Below are 18,194 nucleotides of genomic sequence, written 5' to 3'. Positions count from 1 at the left end.
GCTGCGCGGGGCCGGCCGACGAGGCCGGCCCCGCTTCCCGCGCGTGACGCACCCCGGCATCCGCCGCCCCGCGTCCGCCATCCGTCTTCAGCCCGACGAAGGAATCCCCATGACCAGCACCGTCGCCCCGCCCCCGAACCGGCCGCCGCGCCGGCGCTCGGCGCTGCGCCGCCGGAACACCCTGATCGGGTGGACGTTCATCCTCCCGAACTTCGCCGGTTTCGCGGCCTTCACGCTCGTGCCCGTGCTGATCCTGTTCTACATGGCGTTCACGAACTGGAACGTCTTCGGCAAGGCCGACTGGGTCGGGTTCGCCAACTTCCAGCGGCTGCTCGGCGACGGCAGCTTCCGGATCTCGTTCTGGAACACCATCTACTACTCGGTGATGCACATCCCGCTCACCATCGTCGTCTCACTCGGGCTCGCGCTGCTGCTGAACAGCAAGCTGCGCGGGGTGGCGTTCTTCCGCACCGCCGCCTTCTTCCCGTACATCACCTCGATCGTCGCGATCGCCGTGGTGTGGAACCTGCTGTTCAGCCCCGACTTCGGCCCGATCAACGCCGTGCTGCGCTCGATCGGCATCGCGCACCCGCCCGGCTGGCTCACCTCGAAGGACTGGGCGATGCCCGCCGTCGTCATCGTCAGCACCTGGCGCGACATGGGCTACTACATGATCCTGTTCCTCGCCGGGCTGCAGACCGTGCCGCGCGAGCTGCACGAGGCCGCGCGCGTCGACGGCGCGAACGTCTGGCAGCGCTTCCTGAACGTGACCCTGCCGTGCCTGCGCCCGACGATGTTCTTCGTCACCGTGATGCTCACCATCAACTCGCTGAAGATCTTCGACCTGATCCTCGTCATGACGAACGGCGGTCCTGGTCAGGCGACCATGGTGCTGTCGCAGTTCATCTACCGCAAGGGCTTCGTGGAGTCGCAGTTCGGCTACGCCTCCGCCGCCTCTGTCGCGCTGTTCCTGCTGTGCATCATCGTCACCATCGCCCAGTTCCTCTGGAACAAGAGGAGGAGCGCCTGATGTCCGAGACCCAGCTCATGGTCACCGGGGAGAAGCGGATGCGCAGGCTCTCCGAGCCCGCGCCGATCGGTTCCTCCCAGGGTGCGCGTCGCGTCGGCCGCGTGTTCGGCTACGCCGCCTTGATCGTCGCCGCGATCGCCCTGCTCGCGCCGTTCGCCTGGATGCTGCTGAGCTCGCTGAAGACCTCGAACGAGGTGTTCAGCGCGCCGATCGTGTGGTGGCCCGAGACGTTCGTCTGGCAGAACTACCTCGACATCTGGTCGAAGTCCGGGATGCTGACCTGGATCCGCAACACCCTGCTGCTGGCGGTCGTGGTGACCTTCCTGCAGGTGCTGACCGGGTCGTTCGCGGCCTACGGCTTCGCGCGCATGCGATTCCCCGGACGCGATGTGCTGTTCCTGGCTTACATCGGCACGATCGCCGTGCCGTGGCAGTCGTACATGATCCCGCAGTTCATCCTGCTGTCCAACCTCAAGGTGTCCAACACGCTCTGGGCGATCATCCTCATCCAGGCGTTCGGCGCCTTCGGCGTGTTCCTGATGAAGCAGTACTACGAGACCATCCCGGAGGAGCTCAGCGAGGCCGCACGGCTGGACGGCCTGAGCGAGTACGGCATCTGGCGGCGCATCATGATCCCGCTGTCGGTGCCCGCGATCGCGAGCCTGACGCTGCTGACCTTCGTGAACACGTGGAACGACTACCTGGGGCCGCTGATCTACCTGCGCAACCCCGACCTGTGGACGATCCAGCTGGGTCTGAAGAGCTTCGTCTCCAACCTGTTCGACACGAACTACGCCCTGCTCTTCGCGGGCCTGTGCATCTCGGTCGTGCCGATCGCGATCATCTTCATGCTCGGGCAGAAGTACTTCGTCGAGGGCATCGCGACCAGTGGCATGAAGGGCTGAGCCGTGAAGCGCGTCGCGCACGACACCTGGGCCTCGATCCTGGGCGTGCTGTATCTGGGGCTGATGGTGAACCTGCTCGTGCTCGTGGCGGCATCCCCCCTGGTGGTGCTGCTGATCACCACCGACCCGATGCGCTCCTGGCCGCTGCTGGCGGTCGCTGCGGTGCCCGCCGCGCCGGCCCTGACCGCCGCGTTCGGCGCGTACCGGGCGCACGACGAGGGCGAGACCCGGGTGGTGCGCGCCTATCTGCGCTCCTGGCGTGCGACCTGGCGGAAGGGGATGCTGCTGGGTGCGCTGGCTGTCGGACTCGCGGTGGTGCTGCTGGTCGACGTGCGGATGCTGGCGGATTCCGCCGCTTCGGTGGTGATCGTGCCCGTGCTGCTGCTCCTGGCGGCGCTGACCGCCTCGACCGCCCTGCTCGGAGCCGTGGCGCTCGCCGAGGTGCCGACGGCCCGGCTGCGGGACGTGCTGCGCTCGAGCCTGTATCTGGGCGTGCGGCGCTGGTACTTCCAGCTGCTCACGTTCGCGGTGCTCGGCGTGCAGATCGCGGTGTTCACCACCATGCCCGCGATCGCGATCGGTCTGACCGCGGCGCCGGCGCTCTACGTCGCCTGGGCGAACGCGCGCTACGTGCTGCGGCCCGTGCTCGGCGAGGTGCCCGCTCGGGACGAAGCGGCAGCGTGATCCCCTCGCCGTCGGGCGCGGCCTCTCAGGCGCTGCGCGCCAGCGAGACCGCGTCCATCGGGTACAGCAGCGGGGCGCCGGAGGCGTACGCCTGGAGCTCGTCCAGGGCGGAGTCCGTCAGCCGCCGGGTCTCGGTGCCGAGCGATCCGGCCAGGTGCGGGGTGAGCGCCACGTTCGGCAGATCCAGCAGCGGCGAGTCCAGCGGCAGCGGTTCGGGGTCGGTGACGTCGAGCACGGCATCCAGCCGGCCCGTGCGGCACTCCGCGACCAGCGCGTCGTGGTCGAGCAGCGCGCCCCGCGCGGTGTTGATGACCGTGGCGCCGTCGGGCAGCGCGGCGAGCTCGCGCACCGAGATCATGTGGTGCGTCGAGGGCAGCGCCGGGGCGTGCAGCGAGAGCACGCTCACGCGGGGGAGCATCTCGTCCAGCGTGACGAGCTCGGCGCCGGTGGCCGCCACCTCGGCCGGGTCGGCGAACGGGTCGGCGACGAGCACCGTCAGGCCGGTGAACGGACGCAGCAGCTCGGCCACGCGCCGCCCGATGCGGGAGAACCCGACCAGTCCCACGGTGCGGTCGAGGTTGCCGATCGCGAAGTCGCGCAGGTTCCCGCCCCAGTCCGCCGCGGCCACCGCGGGCGTGCGCACGTGCGGGAAGACCCGCTTGCCGGCGAGCAGGATCGTCGCGAGCGTGAACTCGGCGACGGGCACGGCGTTGGCGTCGGCCGCGGTCGTGATGCGGATGCCGCGCTCCCAGAAGTCCTCGGAGACGTGCTGGCGGATGCTGCCGGCGGCGTGGAACACGGCGCGCAGGCGCGGCATCCGGTCCAGCAGCGGCGCCTCGAAGCGCGGCGCGCCCCACGAGGTGATCAGCACCTCGGCCTCGGCCAGCAGCTCGTCCAGCCCGGGTGCCGTGAGATCGGCGATGTGCATCGGCGTGCGCACGTCGGCGAGCTCCGCGAAGCGGCGGCGGCGGGCCTCGTCGAACAGCAGTTCGTATGCCTCGGCCGACATGACCGCGTGTGCCCGGGGGCGGGAAGAGGGCATGTATTTCTCCAACGAGGTTCGCGTGCCAGACCGCTTGCGTGACGCGGCTTTCCCAGTGAAGACTGAACACCCAATCAAACGCAACCGATTCGAAGCTGAAAACACTCACTCGAACATAAAGATTCATCGGCGAGAGGATGCGGGATGCTGATCCGGCGAGGGGCGCTGCGCGCGATCTGGAGCGAGCACGGGGATCCGGCACTCGGACTGCCGGTGCCCGCGGCATCCGACCGGGTGTTCTGGGACGGGCTGGACCTCCGCACGAAGGAGACGATCCTCGTCGAGGCCGATCGCGTGCGCGAGACGGCCTGGCCGCAGCCGCTGCTGTCGGACTGGGCGGCGTATGCGCGCACGGGCGACCGCTCGGCGTACGAGAGCGCCCTCTTCCTGCGCAATCGGCGCACGCGCCTCGCCGTGCTCGCCGCGGCCCTCGACCCGACCGAGGAGCGGGTGCGCGAAGCCGCGAACGGCCTGTGGCTCAAGGTCGAGCAGTCCACCTGGTGCTGGTCCGCGCACGACGACGCGTTCTCGCGCGGACTGCGGGTGCCCGACCCCGAGCACCCCTTCGTCGACCTCGGCGCGGGGGAGGACGTCGCCCTCGTCGCCTGGGCCGCGCTGCTGCTCGGCCGGGAGCTGGACGAGCACGCACCCGGGCTGCGCGATCGGCTGGCCGTGGAGGCCCGGAGGCGCGTGCTGGAGCCCTTCCTCGCCCGCGACTGGCACTGGGAGGGCACCGAGGACCACGTGCACAACTGGGCGCCGTGGATCCACTCCAACCTCCTTCCGGCCGCGCTCGCCTTCGCCGGGCCTCCGCTGCGCGACCGGGTCGTCGAACGCTGCGTCGACGGACTCGACCGCTATCTCGCGCAGCTGCCCGCCGACGGCGCGATCGACGAGGGCTTCGCCTACTGGTGGCAGGGCGGCGGGCGCTCGTTCGACGCCCTGAGCCTGCTCGACGCGCTCAGCAGCGGCCGCATCGCGACCGCCGCGCGCGAGGGCGAACTGCGCGGACTCGCCGAGCTCGCGCGCTTCCCCCAGCGGGTGCAGGTGGGCCCGGGCTGGTTCGCCAGCTTCGCGGATGCCGAGGCGAGGGCCGACGCCGGCACGCCCTGGCACGTGCTGCTGCGAGCGGCGACGCTGTGCGGCACCTCCGATGTCGCGGCGTTCGCGCGGGCGGAGCGGGGCGAGCAGCCGCTGTGCGGGCTCGACGAGGGCGTGCACGCCGGCCTCGGACGGATGCTGGCGGAGCTGACCGACGCGCGTTCCGGCGCGCTCGCCGCAGCGGCGCCTGACGCGCCGCCGGATGCGGGGCAGCATCCGGCATCCGGCCCGGCACGGCCCGACGTCTTCCTCGCCTCGATCGGTCTCGGCATCCGCGAGCGCGCTGGGCTCACCGTCGTCGCCAAGGGCGGGCACAACGGCGAGAACCACAATCACAACGACCTGGGGTCGATCGCCGTGGCCGTCGACGGAGTGCCGCTGCTGCCCGATCTCGGTCGCGCCGAGTATCGCGCCGAGACGTTCTCGGAGCGCCGCTACGAGCTGTGGAACATGCGCAGCGACTGGCACTCCGCGCCGATGCCCCGCGGAGAGGTGCAGCTCCCCGGAGCGCAGTGGCGGGTCGCGATGGATCCTGTCGAGGGCGGGTGGTCGCTCGATCTGAGCGCGGCGCACCCCGCGGGGGAGCGCTGGATCCGCACCGTGCGGCTCACGGATGCCGGCCTCAGCGTGCGCGACGAGAGCGACGCCCTCCACGACCCCGCCACCCGGATCGTCTTCGTGTGCACGGGCGTGCCGGAGCGCGACGGGGACGGGATCGTCGTGCCGGGCCGGGACGGCTCCCGCGGCCTCCGGCTGACCTTCGATCCGGCCGACATCGAGTTCGAGACCGTGGAGGTCGATGACCGGTACCTGCGCAGGTCGTGGGGCGAGCGGGTCACGCGGATGCTGTTCCGACCGGCATCCGGTGCGAGTTGGGAACTGAGGGGAGAGGCGCGATGACCGATTCGGAGATGCCGCCTGTGTTCGGGATCGCCCGGCGCGAGCGGATCATGGACCAGCTGCGCACGGCCGGAGCCGTGCGCGTGGCGGACCTGGCGCGCGAGTTCGGGGTGTCCGAGCTGACCATCCGGCGCGACATCGGCGAGCTCGCCGATCGAGGCCTCGTCACCCGGGTGCACGGCGGGGCCACCCTGCGCAGCCGGCTCGACACGACTGTCGCACCCCGCGCATCCGCCGGCGGCCCGCGCTACCGGGTGGGGATGGTGGTCCCCTCGCTGAGCTATTACTGGCCGCAGGTCGTCATCGGCGCCCGGGCCGCGGCGACCGAGCTCGGCGTGCAGCTGGTGCTGCGCGGCGCCAGCTACGAGCCGGAGGATCAGCGCCGGCAGATCAGCTCGCTGGTCGAGTCCGGCGGATTCCACGGCCTGATCGTGGCGCCCGAGAACCAAGGGCCCGACGGGCACGCCCTGCTGAGCTGGCTGGAGCAGCTGCCGGTGCCGGTCGTGCTCGTCGAGCGCCGCGCCCCGGCATCCCTCGCCCTCACCCGACTGGAATGGGTGACCACCGATCACGTGTTCGGCGGCCACCTCGCGGCGTCGCACCTGGCATCGCTGGGGCACCGCCGTGTCGGCATCCTCACCTCGGCCCAGTCTCCGACCTCGTGGCAGCTGCGCCGCGGCTGGGCGCAGGCCGTCGAGGAGCTCGGGCTGCAGGAGACCATCGACCTGAACGCGTCGCTGGACTACATGGAGGGCCCGGAGCGGGCCGTGTTCGTGGAGGCGCTGCTCGACCGCGTGCGCGAGACCGGCACCTCGGCGATGCTCATCCACTCCGACCCGCAGGCGCTGCTGGTGCAGCAGAACGCCCTCGACCGGGGCTGGGAGCTGCCCGACGACCTGTCGATCATCGCCTACGACGACGAGGTCGCCGAGAGCGGAGCACCTCCGATCACGGCGCTGCGCCCTCCCAAGCAGCACGTCGGACGACGGGCCGTCGAGGTCATGCTCGCGCGGCTGACCGAGGGATCGGCGCGCCCCGTCGAGCGGGTGCAGGTGGTGCCGACGCTGTACGCGCGGGAGTCGACCGTCGCGGTGTGATCCGGGTCAGCTCGACTCGCGCACGTGCAGCGACGGCGCGAGCTTGATGCGATGCGCGGGCGCGTCGTCGCGGCGCTCGAGTCGCATCAGTGCGGTCTCCAGGGCCCGGCGCCCGACGGCGGTGCGGGGCGGATCCACGGCGGTCAGCGGCACGCTGGCGAGCGCGGCCACCTCGTCGTCGTAGGCGACGATCGAGAAGTCCTCGGGCACGCGCAGGCCGCGCTCCTCGACGACGCTGAGCAGGCCGATGGCGAGCTCGTCCGGCAGCACCACTGCCGCCCGCACGCCCTCCGCGAGGCAGGCGTCCAGGAACTCCCGCAGCACGTCCGCGCGGGAGTCGTCGCCCCAGCGCGGCGACGGGGCCGTCATGACCGGTGCGGATGCCAGGCCGTGGCGCTCCACCGCACGCCGATGCCCCTTCGCGATCCACGGGGCGGTGGCGGTCTCGCGGCACAGCAGGCCGACCGAGCGATGGCCGCGCTCCGCGAGGTGGTCGACGGCGAGCTCCGCGCCGAAGGCGTGGTCGCTGCGCACGGCATCGATGCGCAGTGAGGTCGGTGCTCCGTCGGCCGCGCGCTCCACGAGGACGACGGGGGTCTCCACCGCGGCGATCGCCCGCCACAACTCCTGGTCGACCACGTCGGGCCGGGCGGTGACGAGCATCGTCGCATCCGCCCCGCCTGCGCTCAGCCGGTGCAGCTGGCGGGTCTCCTCCGCCGGGTCGTAGTTGGTCGTGCCGAGCACGAGCCGTACGCCGGCGGCCAGCGCCGCCTCGCTGGCGCCGCGGATCAGCGGCGGGAAGTAATAGCCGGCATCCGGCACGATCAGCCCGATCGTGGCCAGCGGCCGTGTGGAGGACCCGATGCCGCGGACGCCCGTGGCCGGCGCCTCGGCGGTGTCGGGGAGCACCGCCCCGCCGTGCACCCGGCGGATCAGACCGCGGTCCGCGAGCACGGCGAGGTCCCGGCGGATCGTCATGCCGCTCAGTCCCGTGCGGGCGGCGAAGTCCCCGACCTCGATGCGTCCTCGCATCACGATCTCTCGCAGGATCCGCTCCCGCCGCTCCTCGGCGATCACCCGGTCACCCTTCTGTGCGTTCTGTTCGCTTCCGTTCATACCAGGGGCGGGGTGCGGATGCCCGCGCCCCGCCCCTGGAATGCGCTCAGCGGCAGCTCACCGCCGCGTAGGGGACGGTGGTCGTGGTGCGCGCCCCGGATTCCGTGGTCGCGACCAGGGTGGCCGCACCGGCGTCCACGGCCGTGCTCACCTTGTACGACAGCCGAACGTCCTTGCCGGGCTTGAGCTTCTCGGCCACGCGGTCGCCCAGTGCGGTGTCCACGGTCACGGCCACCTGCTCGTCGTGCTCGTTGGTGACGTCGACGTGCACCCACGCGAACGGTCCGCGGCACTCCGTGAGCACCGAGGCGGACGTCGGCACCGCGCTGCCGGCGAGCTCGACCGCGAACAGCGTGAGTCCGTCGCCGGTCAGCGGGCTGCCCTCCGGGAGGGTGACGCTCGCGACGGGCTTGCCCGACAGCGGGATGCGCTGCGCGAACACCGAGGCAGGCTCCTGCACTGTCGAGATCGTCCCGCCGATGTACGCGGCGGTGCGCTTCAGGTACGAGGCCGACGTGGCGAGCACCGTCGTGTCGGCGGCATCGACCTGCGTCTGCGACCACAGCGGCAGGCTGATCTCGACCTCGGCGGTGGTGCCGTCCTGATAGTGCACGGTCGCGGTGCCGGAGGTGGCCGTCCCGGAGGAGAACCCGGCGACGATGAGCTCGTCGCCCTCCCCGTTCAGAGCCACCTGCTGCCCGGACGACTTGATCGCGTCGGGCGTGCCGACCGCGGTCGGGTGCCAGTCGATGTCCGCGCCGAACGCGGACGCCGTGGCCCCGATCGCCAACCCGGCCGCATCCAGCGCCTCGGCGGAGAGGACCCGCAGATCCGTGGTGATCGCCCCGTTGCGCGGGTTGGCCGCCGAGGCGACCGCGGTCTGGTTCACCAGCGCGCGGAACGGCAGCGGCGCGACCTCCACGCCCGAGCCCTGGTAGGCGCCGATGTTCGGCGTCGCGGGGATCGGGTCGCCGAAGAAGTCCTGCGCACCGGCATCCGCGACGGGGGTACCCGCGCCCAGCAGCGGCGAGCCGACCGCGAGGCGGTATCCGGGAAGCGCACGCGTCAGTTGGCCGCTGCCGGCGGCGATCAGCTGCGGATCGGCGAGCACCGACCCGGTCTCGCCGGCGGGAGGCTGGATGCCGCCGAACCACGCGTTGTTCGCGTAGACGCCCTTGTCGGCCCTGAGCGCGCCGCCCGGTGCGATGAAGACGTTGTTCTTCACCTCGCGGGGCGCGTTCATGTCATCCAGGAACGGCCGGTTCAGGCACGAGAACGTGTTGTTGTAGATCCGATGCACTCCCGGTCCGCCGCTGGAGCCCGCGAGACGGCAGTCGTCCTGCGAGACGTTGTAGCGCAGGATCGTGTCGGTCGTGGTCGACGCCGTGCCGCATCCCGAGATGCAGTCCAGGTAGAAGCCGCCCGCGTTGCCGTACGAGTAGTTGTACTGGAAGGTGCAGCTGCCCTTGATCTTCATGTCGCAGTCCCAGGCCGTGGAGTCGTAGGTGGACCCCACGCTGTTGCCCACGACGTTGTACTGGAACAGCGGATCCACCGAGTTGTACGGCCACATGCCCGCGAAGTTGCCCTTCAGAAAGGGGTACTCGCCGTGTCCGAGGTCGATCGCCGAGTTGTACTCGATGACCGGCTTGTCCGAGTTGTGGATCACGATGCCGTCGCCGCCGACGGCGCGGATGTCGTTCCGTGCGACGTAGACCTTCTCGTTGTAGTGCTTCGTGGTGTCGGGCGCCGACAGCTTGATGCCACCCGCGGCGGTGTCGTTCACGACGTTGTCGGTGATCGTGATGCCGTCGAACCAGCCGATGCCGTCGCCGAGCACCGAGATGCCGGCCGACCGCGAGAAGGCGTTGCCGAGGCTGGTCTTGTCGGACCAGCCGGCGACCTTCTCGACGTGGTTGCGGGTGAGCACGACGCCGCTGCGCTTCGACCCGTCGTTGATCTCGTAGAGGATGCCGACGCGACGCTGGTCGGGGGTGCCCGGGTTGATCACGTGCATGCCGTCGACGGTCCAGTTGCTGACGTTGAGCAGGTGGATGCCGGCGAGCGCTCCGTGCCCGTCGATGGTGGCCTCCGCGTCGCCGTCGCCGTAGGGCGCCACGGTGATGGGTGCGGTCGACAGTCCGGACCCCTTCGGGGCGAACGTCCCGGTGCAGGTCGCGCCGCGCTTGAACAGCACCTTCTCGCCGGGCTGGAACAGGATGCCGTCCAGCTGGGCGAGCGAGGTGTAGGGGTCGTCGCCCGAGCCGTCGCCCACGCCTGCGGCGGAGCAGTCGACGTGATGCACAGCATCCGACACCGCGACCACGTTCGCGGTGATCTCGCCGGTGGCGACGGCGCCGAACAGCGCCTCGGCGGATGCCGTGATCGCGTGCGTGCCGGCGGTCATGCCCTCCGGCACCACGAAGGCGGCGACGGCACGGCCGCTGTCGTCGGAGTTCGCGACGACGCTCGTGTCGCCGAAGGCGACCGTGACAGGGACCCGCGGCGCGGCGCCCTCGATCGCGATCGACACCGGCATGCCCGGCGCCAGCAGCGACAGGTCGACGTCCTTCGCGGTGAGCGCGAGCGGCTGGGCGACGAAGCCGTCGGTGCAGTTGAACTTCAGATCCGCCCAGTCGGCGTGGTCGTTGCCGTTGCCCTCCGGGCCGGGTTCGGCGCGCAGCTCGACGCGGGACGCGCCGCGGAGGTCCAGGTTGAGCCGGCCCGCGGGCGAGGTCCCCGTCCGCTCCATGCGGAACTTCTCCGTGCCGTCGACGGCGACGACGAAGTCCACTCTGCCCTTGCCGCTCTGGCTGTCGTCGATGCCGACGTAGCCGAGCAGCTGCGTGCACTGCGCGCCCACGTCGTAGACGATCTTCGCCGGGGCGTGCGTGCCCAGGCCCTTCGGGTACTGCACGCCGCGGATCGACTGGATCGTGCGGGTCGTGTCGGGCACGGCGCGGGCGCCGTTGCTGTAGTCGAGCTCGACCGGTCCCCAGCCGTTCTCGGCGGAGACCCAGGCGATGTCGCTGGCGTAGTGGATGGAGCCCGCCAGTCCGTCCGCACCGTAGGCGGCGGTGGCGGGGATGCCGGCCAGGCCGGCCAGGCAGACGGCGCCGACGGCGATGACCGCGGGCATCCGTGTTCGTCTGATGCGCAAGGGATTCCTCCTCGAATCACGCACCCGGGCCGGGGTGGCCTCGGATGCCCACATCGTGACAGCAGCGGCGCATCAGGTGTGTTCAGGTGAACACACCTGAACACGGCGGCCGGGAATAGTTGACCCGAGGCAATGGTTGAGAAAGATCAACCAATGATGTATCGTTGACGAAGATCAACCATTCTCTGCAGGAGAGCCTTCTTTTGAACTCCACCACACATCCCTCCACCGAGGCCACGCGCTCGGCCCGAGAGGTCTTCACCGCGATCTCCGGCCTCATCGTCGGCATGTTCGTCGCCGTGCTGTCCGGCACGGTCGTGTCGACCTCGCTCCCCGTCATCGTCGCCGACCTCGGCGGCACCCAGGCCCAGTACACCTGGGTCATCACCGCGAGCCTGCTGGCCACCGCCGTCACCACCCCGATCTGGGGCAAGCTGGCCGACCTCGTCGACCGCAAGATCCTCGTGCAGCTGTCGCTCGTGCTGTTCACCGCGGGAACGGTCGCCGCCGGCTTCTCGCACGACATCAACATGCTCATCGCCATGCGCGTGCTGCAGGGCCTCGGCGTCGGCGGCCTGATGTCGCTCGTCATGATCGCGGTCGCGCTGATCATCTCGCCGCGTGAGCGCGGCAAGTACATGGGCGTCGTCGGCGGCATCATGGCTCTCGCCACGATCGGCGGCCCGCTGCTGGGCGGCTTCATCACCGACGTGTTCGGCTGGCGCGCCAACTTCTTCGTCGGCGTGCCCTTCGCGATCGTCGCGCTGATCCTGCTGCAGATCACCCTGCACCTGCCCAAGCCGCAGACCGCGAAGGTCTCCATCGACTACCTCGGCATCGTGCTCCTGGCGGTCGGCGTCTCGGCGCTGCTGATCTGGGTGTCGATGGGCGGCGACCAGTTCGAGTGGGACTCGGTCACCAGCTACGTGCTCGCCATCGGCTCCGGCGTGATGCTGCTCGCGTTCGTGCTGGTCGAGGTGTTCGTCAAGGAGCCCCTCATCCCGATGTCGCTGTTCCGCAACCGCACCTTCACGCTCTCGGTCATCGCCTCGATCGCCATCGGCGTCTCGATGTTCGCGACCTCGGTGTTCCTCGCGCAGTACTTCCAGCTCGCCCGCGGCGCCACGCCGACCGAGTCGGGCCTGATGACGATCCCCATGATCGTCGGCCAGATGGGTGCGTCGATCGTGATCGGCCAGCTGGTCAGCCGCTTCGGCAAGTGGAAGAGCTGGATGCTGCTGGGCTCGGTGCTCGCGCTCGCCGGCGTCAGCCTGATGGCCACGCTGCGCTACGACACCCCGTTCGCGCTCGTCGCGGTCTACATGTTCGTGCTCGGCGCCGGCCTCGGCATGGTGATGCAGAACCTCACCCTGATCGTGCAGAACGACACCCCGCCGCAGCAGCTGGGCGCCGCGTCGTCCGGTGTGAACTTCTTCCGCACGATCGCCGGCACCATCGGCGTGACGATCATGGGCTCGATCCTGGCCACCAACGTCAAGGACTACATCGTCGACGGCTTCAAGGGCTTCAAGCCCTCGTCGCCGTCCGACCTCGAGGCGCTGAAGGCGCTGGACTCGGGCAACGTCCCGAAGATGTCCGACCTGCCCGAGTCGATCCGCAACATCGTCGAGTCGGCGTACGGCCACGGCATCGCGGATGCCTTCGTCATCGCCATCCCGCTCGCCGTGATCGGCGTCATCGCCATCGCCTTCATCCGCAACAAGCCGCTGTCGACGAAGAACTCCGCCGAGCAGCTGCGCGCCAACGCCGAGGAGTCGGCGATCGAGGTCGCCGAGGCCGAGGTGGGTGCCGCCACCGGCAGCATCCGCGTGATCGACGCGGACGGCGCGGAGACCGCCTCCGGCCGCGTCCTGGTGCTGGAGCGCGACGACGACGGCGCGGATGACGAGGACGCGGTGCGCTGAGATGGCGACGCAGACCGCCGACGACACGCTCGCGGACTTCCAGGCTCACATGAACCTGATCTTCGCGCGTGCGAAGGCGCTGTGGAAGGAGTCGGCCGCCCGGATGCACCCGGACCTGCAGCCCTCCGGCTACAAGCTGCTGGCGTACATCGCCCGCAACGGCGACACGAGCGCGCACCGGCTCGCCGACCTGTTCGAGATGGACAAGTCGGTCGTGAGCAGGCAGATCCGGATGCTCGAGGAGTTCGGCCTGCTGCAGTCGCGGCCGGACGAGCGCGACGGGCGCCTGCGGGTGCTGACGGCGACGCCGGAGGCCTCGGCCGTGCTCGCCCAGCTGCGGGCCGAGAACGCCGAGCGGATGCGCTCGGTGCTCGCCGAGCTGACGCCGGAAGAGGTGCAGGCCGCCTCGAAGGTGTTCCGGCTGCTCGCCGAGGTCTGATCCGCGGCATCCGCTCCACCGTCCTGAAGCCCGCCTCCCGAATCGGGAGGCGGGCTTCGCCGTAAGCTGGCGGGCATGAGTGAGCACGCGTCCGGACCCACGCTCGACGGGGCGGAGCTGGATGCCGCCGTCGAGCGCGTCGAGCGAGAGCTCGGCCGGCTGTTCGCCCGCATCCGGATCGGCTGGCGTGAGGCGGCGGCGACCGTGCACCCCGACCTGCAGCCGCTGGGCTACCAGGTGCTCGTCGGCATCGTCAGCGGCGAGGCGACCACGGCCGGGCAGATCATCGAGCGCGTGCAGGCGGACAAGTCCGCGGTCAGCCGGCAGGTGCGCCACCTCACCGAGCTCGGTCTGGTGGACAGCATCCGCGACCCCGATGACCGCCGCGCGCGCAGCCTGGCGCCGACGGAGCTGGCGAAGGAGCGCGTGGCCGCGGCCCGCGCGGCCTACGAGCAGCGGATCGGCGCGCGCCTGCGGGCCTGGTCGGCCGGCGACCTCAATCACTTCGCCGAGCTGCTGGACGCGCTCGGCCGCTGACGGGCGTAACCCGGCCCTTGCGCTCCACGTGACAACCTGCTTTGATATGGGAAAGCGCTTACCGACTCAGTCGGTGGCGCGATGACTTCCCGAACAGAACGGAAACACCAATGGCGAACGTGCGCGAGATCGGCATCATCATGAACGGCGTCTCCGGACGCATGGGCTACCGGCAGCACCTCGTGCGGTCGATCCTCGCGATCCGCGACCAGGGCGGCATCGAGCTCTCCGACGGGTCGAAGGTGACCGTCAAGCCGATCCTCGTCGGCCGCAGCGAGGAGAAGCTCGCCGAGCTCGCCGCCAAGCACGGCATCGCCGACTACACCACCGACCTCGACGCAGCCCTCGCCGACCCGCAGTGGGAGATCTACGCCGACTTCCTGGTGACCAAGGCGCGCGCCACCGCGATCCGCAAGGCCATCGCCGCGGGCAAGGCCATCTACACCGAGAAGCCCACCGCCGAGTCGCTGGAGGAGGCGATCGAGCTCGCGCAGCTGGCGAACACCGCCGGCGTGAAGGCCGGCGTCGTGCACGACAAGCTGTACCTCCCCGGCCTGCAGAAGCTCAAGCGCCTGATCGACTCGGGCTTCTTCGGCCGCATCCTCTCCGTGCGCGGCGAGTTCGGCTATTGGGTGTTCGAGGGCGACTGGCAGCCCGCGCAGCGCCCCAGCTGGAACTACCGCACCGAGGACGGCGGCGGCATCATCACCGACATGTTCCCGCACTGGAACTACGTGCTCGAGAACCTGTTCGGCGAGGTCAAGAGCGTCTACGCCCAGGCCGCCGTGCACATCGCCGACCGCTGGGACGAGAAGGGCGAGCGCTACGACGCCACCGCCGAGGACGCCGCGTACGGCATCTTCGAGCTGGAGGGCGGCATCATCGCCGAGATCAACTCCTCCTGGACCGTGCGCGTGAACCGCGACGAGCTGGTCGAGTTCCAGGTCGACGGCACGCACGGATCGGCCGTGGTCGGCCTGTTCGGCTGCAAGATCCAGCCGCGCAACGCCACTCCGAAGCCGGTGTGGAACCCCGACCTCGAGGACACCCACGACTACGACGCCGACTGGCAGAACGTCCCCACCAACGACGTCTTCCTGAACGGCTTCCGCCAGCAGTGGGAGGAGTATCTGGAGTCGTACGTGCTCGGCACCGACTACGCCTTCGACCTGCTGGCGGGCGCCCGCGGCGTGCAGTTCGCCGAGGCCGGCCTCGCCTCCAGTGCCGAGGGCCGCAAGATCGCCATCGAGAAGCTGTCGCTGTGACCGCGCTGCGCCTGCTGTCGGCATCCGGGGCCGTCTCGGATGCCGAGCTCAACGAGGTCACCGGATTCACCCGCCCCACCGCGCCGCTGCGCTCGCGCGTCGCCTATGCCGCCGCGCACGTCGTGCCGGTCGTCTGGGGCGACAACACCCCGGGCCAGCCCGCCGACATCGACTGGGACTCGACGCTCGCCTTCCGTCGGAACGTCTACTCCTGGGGCCTGGGGGTCGCGGATGCCATGGACACCGCGCAGCGGAACATGGGCCTCGACGCCGCTGCGACGCGCGAGCTCGTCTCCCGCAGCGCTCAGGTGGCGCGTGAGGAGGGTGGCTCCGTCGTGGTCGGCGTCAACACCGACCATGTGGACGAGACGCACATCTCCCTCGACCAGGTGATCGACGCGTACAAGTCGCAGCTGCACTTCACCGAGGAGCAGGGGGCGGGGCCGGTGCTGATGGCATCCCGGCACCTCGCCCGCGTCGCGGAGAGCGCCGACGACTACCGCCGGGTGTACCGGTCCGTTCTGGAGAGCGCCACCACTCCCGTCGTGCTGCACTGGCTCGGCACTGCGTTCGATCCTGAGCTCGAGGGCTACTTCGGCGCATCCGACTGGCAGACGGCATCCGCCGTGCTGCTGGACATCATCGCCGAGAACCCGGACAAGGTCGCGGGCGTGAAGATGAGCCTGCTGAACGCCGAGAGCGAGATCTCGGTGCGCGAGCGCCTTCCCGAGGGTGTGCGGATGTTCACCGGCGACGACTTCAACTACGTCTCACTCATCGGCGACTCCGGCACCGGGGCTCGGCCGTACTCCGACGCGCTGCTCGGCGCCTTCGCGGCGATCACGCCCGTCGCATCGGCCGCCATCCAGGCGCTCGATGCCGGCGATGCGGCGGCGTACCAGCGCATCCTCGGCCCGACGGAGGAGCTCAGCCGTCAGGTGTTCGCCGCGCCCACCTTCTACTACAAGACCGGCGTCGCATTCCTGGCCTGGCTGAACGGCCACCAGCCCGCGTTCCAGATGGTCGGCGGCCTGCACTCCGCGCGCAGCCTTCCGCACCTCTCGCGCATCGTCGAGCTGGCCAACGCCTCGCTCGCCCTGGAGAACCCGGAGCTCGCGCGCGAGCGCTGGCACGGGATGCTGCGCCTGAACGGAGTCACTCTGTGAGTGCTGTCGACCCCCGCCTGTCGATCAACCAGGCGACCATCAAGTACGCCGACCTCGCGACGGCGCTGAAGGTCACCGCCGACGCCGGCGTGCAGTCGATCGGACTGTGGCGCGAGCCGGTGAACGACGTCGGGCTCGACGTCGCGTGCCGGATGCTGAACGACTCGGGACTGCGCTTCTCGACGCACTGCCGCGGCGGGTTCTTCACCCTGCCCGACGGGCCCGAGCGGACCGCCGCAGTCGAGGACAACCGCCGGGCGATCGATGAGACCGCCGCGCTCGCCGCCGCAGGAGCCGCCGGTTCCACCGCGGTGCTCGTGCTCGTCGCCGGGGGTCTTCCCCCGGGCTCCCGTGATCTCGTCGGCGCCCGCGAGCGGGTGCGCGACGCACTCGGCGAGCTGGCTCCGTATGCCCAGCAGGCCGGCGTGACGCTGGCGATCGAGCCGCTGCATCCGATGTACGCCTCCGACCGCTGCGTCGTCTCGACGCTCGGACAGGCTCTCGACATCGCCGCGGACTTCGCCCCCGAAGTGGTCGGGGCGGCGGTCGACACGTTCCACATCTGGTGGGATCCGCAGGTGCTCGACCAGATCGCGCGTGCCGGTCGCGAGGGCCGTATCGCCACCTATCAGGTGTGCGACTGGAAGACCCCGCTCGCCGAGGATGTTCTGCTGTCGCGGCACTACACGGGCGAGGGAGTGATCGACTTCGGCTCGCTCACCCGTGCGGTGATGGCGACCGGCTACGATCGCGACGTCGAGGTGGAGATCTTCAACGCGGACATCTGGGCGGATGCTCCGGAGGATGTCGTGCGTCGTACGGCCGAGACGTTCAGCGCGGCGGTCTCCCCGCACCTGGCCTGACCCGCCCTTCGTCTCGTCGCTCCGCTCCTCGCTCAGGAGCCGGTTCCTGAGCGAGCGCAGCGAGACGAAGGACGACGGCACGAGGATGATTGCACGAGGATGAAGACATGACCATGCGCCCAGGACTCTGCTCGGTGACCTTCCGGCAGCTCGCCCCGGAGGAGATCGTCGCGCTCGCCGCCGAGGCGCAGCTCGAGGTGATCGAGTGGGGCGGCGACGTGCACGTGCCCCCGGGTGACCAGGGCCGAGCCGCCGACGTCGCGCGGGTGACGCGGGACGCAGGGCTCGACGTCTGCTCGTACGGCTCGTACTTCCGTGCCGGTGCCGACGAGGCGCTCACCCCGATCCTCGACAGCGCCGAGGCGCTCGGTGCGGATCGGGTGCGGATCTGGGCCGGGCGCGTGGACTCCGCCGACGCGACGCCCGAGCAGTACGCGCAGCTCGTCGCGCGGCTGAGGGATGCCGCGGCCGAGGCGTCCGAGCGGGGGATCGGCCTCGCGCTGGAGTACCACCGCGGCACGATCGCCGACAACCCGGCTGCCGTGCTGCGCCTGCTCGCCGATGTGCCGGCGCTGTCCACGTACTGGCAGCCGTCGGTGGATGCCCCGGACGCGACGGCGCTCGCCGAGTTCGACGCGATCGCCGCGCACACCAGTGCGGTGCACGTGTTCTCGTGGTGGCCGTTCAACGAGCGCCTGCGGCTGCACGAGCGTCAGGGCATGTGGCAGGCGCTGTGCGCCGCAGCATCCGCTCTGCCCGTCCCGCCCCGCGACGCCCTGCTCGAGTTCGTCCCCGGCGACGATCCGGCGCTGCTCGCGCCGGAAGCCGCGACGCTGCGGGGCTGGCTCGCCGGCGCCTGACGACCGCGCGGTCGACGCCCGGAGGCGGGAGCAGCGGGTTGTCTCGACGAATCTGGCAAGCGTTTGCCAAAAAGTCTGGTGCTGGGTCGATCCCTCATGGTAAG

15 protein-coding genes are annotated in these 18,194 nt (G+C 70.4%); 12 read left to right on the top strand and 3 right to left on the bottom strand.

Annotated features, from left to right (window positions below; all coding sequences use genetic code 11):
• The first annotated feature begins 109 nt into the window (after positions 1 to 109).
• The 3 genes from MIAR_RS15045 to MIAR_RS15035 are packed head-to-tail and all read left to right on the top strand — an operon-like array spanning position 110 to position 2,619.
• Positions 110 to 1,030: a carbohydrate ABC transporter permease gene (locus MIAR_RS15045; RefSeq protein WP_285637636.1), complete on the top strand. Its 921-nt coding sequence runs from the start codon at positions 110 to 112 to the stop codon at positions 1,028 to 1,030.
• A complete protein-coding gene (locus tag MIAR_RS15040; RefSeq protein ID WP_285637635.1) occupies positions 1,030 to 1,935 on the top strand; it encodes a carbohydrate ABC transporter permease in 906 nt (301 codons plus the stop codon). Before MIAR_RS15045 ends, MIAR_RS15040 begins: the two co-directional genes overlap by 1 nt.
• Positions 1,936 to 1,938: 3 nt before the next feature.
• On the top strand, positions 1,939 to 2,619 hold the full coding sequence (locus MIAR_RS15035) for a DUF624 domain-containing protein (protein WP_285637634.1): 681 nt from the start codon (positions 1,939 to 1,941) through the stop codon (positions 2,617 to 2,619).
• A gap of 25 nt (positions 2,620 to 2,644) precedes the next feature.
• Here MIAR_RS15035 and MIAR_RS15030 read toward each other — a convergent pair whose 3' ends face one another.
• Entirely contained in the window at positions 2,645 to 3,661 is a 1,017-nt protein-coding gene (locus tag MIAR_RS15030; protein WP_285637633.1) for a hydroxyacid dehydrogenase, read from the bottom strand.
• 144 nt (positions 3,662 to 3,805) lie between these two features.
• Between MIAR_RS15030 and MIAR_RS15025 the strand changes: the two genes are divergently transcribed.
• Complete coding sequence (locus tag MIAR_RS15025) at positions 3,806 to 5,662, top strand: heparinase II/III family protein (protein ID WP_285637631.1); 1,857 nt, start codon at positions 3,806 to 3,808, stop codon at positions 5,660 to 5,662.
• Entirely contained in the window at positions 5,659 to 6,759 is a 1,101-nt protein-coding gene (locus MIAR_RS15020; protein ID WP_285637628.1) for a substrate-binding domain-containing protein, read from the top strand. Before MIAR_RS15025 ends, MIAR_RS15020 begins: the two co-directional genes overlap by 4 nt.
• A gap of 6 nt (positions 6,760 to 6,765) precedes the next feature.
• On the opposite strand, the gene MIAR_RS15015 is transcribed toward MIAR_RS15020, so the two are convergent.
• On the bottom strand, positions 6,766 to 7,836 hold the full coding sequence (locus MIAR_RS15015; protein ID WP_285637626.1) for a substrate-binding domain-containing protein: 1,071 nt from the start codon (positions 7,834 to 7,836) through the stop codon (positions 6,766 to 6,768).
• Positions 7,837 to 7,921: 85 nt separating this feature from the next.
• Positions 7,922 to 11,035 (bottom strand): NPCBM/NEW2 domain-containing protein, encoded by a 3,114-nt coding sequence (locus MIAR_RS15010; protein ID WP_285637624.1) that lies wholly within the window; start codon positions 11,033 to 11,035, stop codon positions 7,922 to 7,924.
• 173 nt (positions 11,036 to 11,208) lie between these two features.
• On the opposite strand from MIAR_RS15010, the gene MIAR_RS15005 reads away from it, so the two are divergent.
• The 7 genes from MIAR_RS15005 (at position 11,209) to MIAR_RS14975 (ending at position 18,090) form a co-directional block, all read left to right on the top strand.
• The gene (locus tag MIAR_RS15005; RefSeq protein ID WP_425561618.1) at positions 11,209 to 12,960 is read left to right on the top strand and encodes an MDR family MFS transporter; all 1,752 of its coding nucleotides are present in this window, start codon (positions 11,209 to 11,211) and stop codon (positions 12,958 to 12,960) included.
• A gap of 1 nt (position 12,961) precedes the next feature.
• On the top strand, positions 12,962 to 13,399 hold the full coding sequence (locus tag MIAR_RS15000) for a MarR family winged helix-turn-helix transcriptional regulator (protein ID WP_285637622.1): 438 nt from the start codon (positions 12,962 to 12,964) through the stop codon (positions 13,397 to 13,399).
• A gap of 75 nt (positions 13,400 to 13,474) precedes the next feature.
• Positions 13,475 to 13,936: a MarR family winged helix-turn-helix transcriptional regulator gene (locus tag MIAR_RS14995; protein ID WP_285637621.1), complete on the top strand. Its 462-nt coding sequence runs from the start codon at positions 13,475 to 13,477 to the stop codon at positions 13,934 to 13,936.
• A gap of 110 nt (positions 13,937 to 14,046) precedes the next feature.
• On the top strand, positions 14,047 to 15,201 hold the full coding sequence (locus MIAR_RS14990; protein ID WP_285637619.1) for a Gfo/Idh/MocA family protein: 1,155 nt from the start codon (positions 14,047 to 14,049) through the stop codon (positions 15,199 to 15,201).
• The gene (locus tag MIAR_RS14985) at positions 15,198 to 16,367 is read left to right on the top strand and encodes a dihydrodipicolinate synthase family protein (RefSeq protein ID WP_285637617.1); all 1,170 of its coding nucleotides are present in this window, start codon (positions 15,198 to 15,200) and stop codon (positions 16,365 to 16,367) included. Before MIAR_RS14990 ends, MIAR_RS14985 begins: the two co-directional genes overlap by 4 nt.
• Positions 16,364 to 17,230 carry a sugar phosphate isomerase/epimerase family protein gene (locus MIAR_RS14980; protein WP_285637615.1) on the top strand — a complete coding sequence of 289 codons (867 nt, stop codon included), beginning with the start codon at positions 16,364 to 16,366 and terminating at the stop codon, positions 17,228 to 17,230. Before MIAR_RS14985 ends, MIAR_RS14980 begins: the two co-directional genes overlap by 4 nt.
• Before the next feature lie 107 nt (positions 17,231 to 17,337).
• The gene (locus MIAR_RS14975; RefSeq protein WP_285637613.1) at positions 17,338 to 18,090 is read left to right on the top strand and encodes a sugar phosphate isomerase/epimerase family protein; all 753 of its coding nucleotides are present in this window, start codon (positions 17,338 to 17,340) and stop codon (positions 18,088 to 18,090) included.
• The last annotated feature ends 104 nt before the right edge of the window (positions 18,091 to 18,194 follow it).

Origin of the sequence: Microbacterium arabinogalactanolyticum (assembly GCF_030268005.1) — a bacterium.
Taxonomy (GTDB): Bacteria; Actinomycetota; Actinomycetes; order Actinomycetales; family Microbacteriaceae; genus Microbacterium; species Microbacterium arabinogalactanolyticum.
The sequence above is the reverse complement of the archived record's forward strand: the minus strand, read 5'-3'. Positions and strand labels throughout refer to the sequence as shown.